Raw genomic sequence first — 4,549 nt, forward strand, 5'->3', positions numbered from 1 at the left:
GCAGATTGCAAGGCCTACCCCAAGGCCGAGTGGATGAAAGAAGCCGACGCCAAGGCCAAGATCGAAGCACAGGGCTACACGATCAACAAGTTCAAGGTCGACGGCAACTGCTACGAGATCTACGGCAAGAACAAGGAAGGCAAGAAGGTCGAGATCTACTACGACGCCAAGACGCTGGAGCCGGTGAAGTCTGAGATTGAGAAGTAAAAGCCATGCCGGACTCCCGCCCGAGGGAGGACGCCACCGACGGCCGGGTTTCCGTGTGGGACCTGGCCGTTCGCATGTCGCACGGCCTGCTGGCGCTGTGCGTATTGTTCGACCTGGTGCGCGACGACGGCGACCAGCTGCACCGCACCGTGGGCTACGTAGCAGTCGGCGTCGTTGCCGCGCGCCTGTTGTGGGCCGCGTGGGCCCGCGGCCACGGTGGTTGGGCTGCGCTGATGCCCTCCGTCTCGCAGACCACTCGATACCTTCGCAACGGCGCGCCACGCACGATCGGCCACGATCCGCTGGGCTTGTGGATGGTCTGGCTGCTGTGGCTGTTGGTGCTGCTGCTGGGCCTGACCGGCTGGGTCAGTCGGCTCGATGCGTTTTGGGGCGACGAGCGCGTCACCGACCTGCACGAGGCGATTGCCGACGTCCTGCTGGTGTGTGTGGCGCTGCACCTGGCGGGCGTCGCACTGATGAGCTGGCGCTGGCGCGAGAACCTGCCCGGCGCCATGCTCACGGGCCGCAAGCGCGGCGAGCGCTGAGCCCTCGGGTCGGCGGGCTCAGCGCTGGGCCGCCGTCCAAGGCCACGCTATGCCGCTTGACGTCGGTCCTCGACGTTGCCTCGCTGGAGCAATCGGCTCAGCGTCTTGCCGTCCACCGGTTTGACGACCAGTTCATCGAAGCCGCAATCCACGGCCTCGCGTCGCTCGTCGTCGTCGCCGGAGTTCGATATCGCCACGATCTGGACCGGGTGGCCCAGGCTGTTCTTTCGCAAGCGCTGGCAGACCTCGAACCCGCACATCAGCGGCAGTTCGGTCGCGAGCAGCACCATGTCGGCCTGCACATGGAAGGCACGGTTGACGGCGGCATAGCCGTCGCGGACGACCCAGCACTGGTGTCCCAGCGCCTCGACCATGTCGGCCAGGGGGTAGGCGTGGCCGATGTCGTCATCGACCACCAGGACTCGCCGGTGGCCCGGCCAGAGGACAGAGGAAGCCATTGGAGCTCCCGATACAGCAAAGTCAAAACCAAAGGCCCTCTCACCCTCGAGCGACGGCCAGCGATGGAGTTTTGGTCAAGCTTGCGCCCATGCGCGTGGGGCGCAACCGGGATTCTTCATCTTTTGGCCGCCACGGCAACCTCAAACCCCGACGGGCGCATGGGAACCGTGCTGGGGCCGCGGCCTGGTTCGCTGGAGGTCTCGCGCGCTTTGCGATCAGCCCCAGGGCGGCGTCGACACGTCCGCGACGGTTTCAATGGCGGGGTCGCCACCATCCTGCATCTGCTGCTGAAGACGGGCCACCTGCTGGCGCAAAGCCGCGTTTTCGGCGGTGAGGGCGGCCACGCGCTGGCGCAGGGACTCGATCGTGTCTTCCGACTCGGCGGTGCCTGACGCTACCGGCGCTTCAGCAGTCTCACCCGCCGTCTCGCTGGTCGGCTTGCGTTTGGCTTCGCGCGCACGCTTGGCCGCTTGCTTGAGCTCGTCCTTGCCGGCGACAGCGGCGGCGACCTGCTCTTCTGCCGGTAGCGTGGAGACGGCAGCCGCGGCATTGATCGAGATCGAGCCGGCCTTGACGGCGGCCACCAGTTCAGGCGCGGCCTGCTTCTGGATCTTCTCGATCATCACGACCTGGTTGCTGCTCAGCCGCGCGGCCTTGGCCAGCGCTTCACGCGTGTCCAGCGATTCGGGTGTGTTTGCCGTAGGTGCGCCACTGTCCGGTGCAGCAGCAGTGGATGCATCAGGCACGGCGTCCGGGGTGGTGCGCCGGGCGCGGCGCTCGGCCACGATCTCGCGCTTGCGCAAGGCGAGCACGCCACGCTGGAAATCCGAAATGCTGCGGCGGCCGAGGTGCTGGTCGATCATCCACAGGTGCACGTCCTCGATCGACTGGAAGCGGGGGTTCTGCACCGTCTGGAACGGCACGCCGTGCTTGCGGCAGATGCCGTAGCGGTTGTGCCCATCGACCAGCACGTCGCCCCACAGCACGAGCGCATCGCGGCAGCCCTCGGCCAGGATGCTGCGCTCCAGCGCCTCGTACTCCTCCGCAGTCAACGGGTCGATATAGGCCTTGAGTTCTTCGTTGACGACGATGTCCATGACGCGGGATTCGAACAGCTGCAAAGGGCGGGCATTGTAGGGAGGGGCCGAAACCGCCCACGCAGGACCGCGCCGATGGCGCTTGACGCTGCGCCGCGACCTGCTAGATGCAGCGGCCGCCCTGAAGCGCGCGTCTTGATGCCTTCTTGATACCCGCCGGCTCAGTCTTGAGCCCGTCTTGATGCCTGGATTCCTAGCATCCGGTCATCAACATGGAGGGTGTCATGGACATCACGTACCTGGGCCTGGCCGCCGTCTTCTGGCTGGCCATCTGGGGCCTTGCCCGCGGCTGCGACCGCATTCGTACGCGGGAGAGCAAGCAATGAACGCGTGGACCATCGTCGCCGGCCTTCTGGCAGCCGGCCTGTTCGTCTACCTCGTGGCCGTGCTCCTGCGGCCGGAGGACTTCTCATGACCGCCTCGGCATGGACGCTGCTGGTGGTCTACATGGTGGTGCTGGTCGCCATCGCTTGGCCCCTGGCCCGCATGATCGACGCCGTGATGGCAGGGCGCTTTGCGCTCGGCCGCCGGCTCGAAACCTCTTTGTTCCGCCTCGCCGGCATCAAGCCCGAGCATGAGTCGGGCTGGCTGCGCTACGCCACCGGCCTGTTGACCTTCAACGGCCTGGGCGTGATCGCGGTGTATGCGCTGCAGCGCCTGCAAGGCGTGCTGCCGCTGAACCCGCAAGCCATGGGCGCGGTGACGCCCGACTCGGCGTTCAACACCGCGATCAGCTTCGTCACCAACACCAACTGGCAGGGCTACGGTGGCGAAACAACGATGAGCTACCTGACCCAGATGCTGGGTCTGACAGTACAGAACTTCCTGTCTGCCGCCACCGGCATCGTCGTTGTCATTGCGCTGGTGCGCGGTTTCGCACGCCACTCGGCCAAGGCGATCGGCAATGTGTGGGTCGACCTGACCCGTGCGACGCTGTGGGTGCTGCTGCCGCTGTCGTTCGTGTTCGCGTTGGTGCTCGGTGGGATGGGCGTGGTCCAGAACTTCTCCAGCTACACCGAGGTGCGGACCGTCGAGCCGGTGACCTGGCAAGAGCAGCAAATGGGTGCCGATGGCCAGCCGGTCAAGGACGACAAGGGCCAGCCGGTGATGGTCGACAAGAGCGGCGAAACGCAGACCCTGGCCATGGGACCGGTGGCTTCGCAGCTGGCGATCAAGATGCTCGGCACCAACGGTGGCGGCTTCTTCAATGCCAACTCGGCGCACCCCTTCGAGAACCCGACGGCGCTGTCGAACTTCCTGCAGATGCTCAGCATCTTCGCCATTCCTGCGGCACTGTGCTTCGTCTTCGGCCGCATGGTCGGTGACCAGCGCCAGGGCTGGACGGTCTATGCCGCGATGTCGGTGCTGTTCGTGGTCTTCGCCATCGGGGCGATGACCTTCGAGCAACAGGGCAACCCGCAGTTCACCGCGCTGGGCGTGGACCAGACCGCCAGTGCCACCCAACCGGGCGGCAACATGGAAGGCAAGGAAGCCCGTTTCGGCATCGCCGCCACCGGCCTGTTCGCCACCATCACCACGGCCGCGTCGTGCGGCGCCATCAACGGCTGGCACGATTCGTTCACCCCGCTGGGTGGCGGCGTGCCGCTGGTGCTGATGCAACTGGGCGAAGTGGTGTTCGGCGGCGTCGGCGCCGGCCTGTACGGCATGCTGGTGTTCGCGATCCTGGCGGTCTTCATCGCCGGGCTGATGATCGGCCGCACGCCGGAATACCTGGGCAAGAAGATCGAGGCCTACGAGATGAAGATGGTGTCGATCGCCATCCTCGTCACGCCGCTGCTGGTGTTGCTGGGCACGGCCATCGCCGTGATGGCCGATGCCGGCCGCGCCGGCGTCGCCAACCCGGGCGCGCACGGCTTCTCGGAAATCCTCTATGCCTTGACCTCCGCCGGCAACAACAACGGCAGCGCCTTTGGCGGCATCTCGGCCAACACGCCGTTCTACAACGTGCTGTTGGCGGTGGCGATGTGGTTCGGCCGCTTCGGCGTGATCGTGCCGGTGCTGGCGATTGCCGGCTCTTTGGCGGCGAAGAAGCGCATTGGCGCCACCGAAGGCACTCTTCCCACCCACGGCCCGCTGTTTGTCTCGTTGCTGATTGGCTCCGTGCTGTTGATCGGCCTGTTGAACTATGTGCCCGCACTGGCGCTCGGCCCCGTCGTCGAACACCTCGTGCTGTGGAGCCATTCATGACCCGCAAAACACTTGCTCTGTTTGACCCCGCGC

6 protein-coding genes are annotated in these 4,549 nt (G+C 65.9%); 4 read left to right on the forward strand and 2 right to left on the reverse strand.

From position 1 onward, the window contains the following. Positions 1–207, forward strand: a 207-nt coding sequence (locus AC1DYI_RS27350) for a PepSY domain-containing protein (RefSeq protein ID WP_477207274.1), incomplete at its 5' end; no start/stop codon positions are given. Positions 208–212: 5 nt separating this feature from the next. Continuing rightward, positions 213–752: a cytochrome b/b6 domain-containing protein gene (locus tag AC1DYI_RS27355; protein WP_477207275.1), complete on the forward strand. Its 540-nt coding sequence runs from the start codon at positions 213–215 to the stop codon at positions 750–752. A 47-nt stretch (positions 753–799) separates the two neighbouring features. On the opposite strand, the gene AC1DYI_RS27360 is transcribed toward AC1DYI_RS27355, so the two are convergent. Both AC1DYI_RS27360 and AC1DYI_RS27365 read right to left on the reverse strand, forming a co-directional pair. Next, the gene (locus tag AC1DYI_RS27360) at positions 800–1,210 is read right to left on the reverse strand and encodes a response regulator (RefSeq protein WP_477207276.1); all 411 of its coding nucleotides are present in this window, start codon (positions 1,208–1,210) and stop codon (positions 800–802) included. 216 nt (positions 1,211–1,426) lie between these two features. Then, the gene (locus AC1DYI_RS27365; RefSeq protein WP_477207277.1) at positions 1,427–2,308 is read right to left on the reverse strand and encodes a plasmid replication/partition related protein; all 882 of its coding nucleotides are present in this window, start codon (positions 2,306–2,308) and stop codon (positions 1,427–1,429) included. A gap of 322 nt (positions 2,309–2,630) precedes the next feature. Between AC1DYI_RS27365 and kdpF the strand changes: the two genes are divergently transcribed. Together kdpF and kdpA are read left to right on the forward strand one after the other, a co-directional pair. Further along, the gene (kdpF, locus tag AC1DYI_RS27370) at positions 2,631–2,723 is read left to right on the forward strand and encodes a K(+)-transporting ATPase subunit F (protein WP_477207278.1); all 93 of its coding nucleotides are present in this window, start codon (positions 2,631–2,633) and stop codon (positions 2,721–2,723) included. Further along, positions 2,720–4,516, forward strand: coding sequence for a potassium-transporting ATPase subunit KdpA (gene kdpA, locus AC1DYI_RS27375; RefSeq protein ID WP_477207279.1), 1,797 nt, complete (start codon positions 2,720–2,722; stop codon positions 4,514–4,516). Before kdpF ends, kdpA begins: the two co-directional genes overlap by 4 nt. Positions 4,517–4,549: the final 33 nt, after the last annotated feature.

The sequence above is a fragment of the Ideonella sp. P3_A4 genome (genome assembly GCF_056403075.1).

Coding starts and splice junctions, on each gene's coding strand:
- kdpF (WP_477207278.1), top strand. CDS start 2,631: ATGAACGCGTGGACCATCGTCGCCGGCCTTCTGGCAGCCGGCCTGTTC.
- AC1DYI_RS27355 (WP_477207275.1), top strand. CDS start 213: ATGCCGGACTCCCGCCCGAGGGAGGACGCCACCGACGGCCGGGTTTCC.
- AC1DYI_RS27365 (WP_477207277.1), bottom strand. CDS start 2,308: ATGGACATCGTCGTCAACGAAGAACTCAAGGCCTATATCGACCCGTTG.
- kdpA (WP_477207279.1), top strand. CDS start 2,720: ATGACCGCCTCGGCATGGACGCTGCTGGTGGTCTACATGGTGGTGCTG.
- AC1DYI_RS27360 (WP_477207276.1), bottom strand. CDS start 1,210: ATGGCTTCCTCTGTCCTCTGGCCGGGCCACCGGCGAGTCCTGGTGGTC.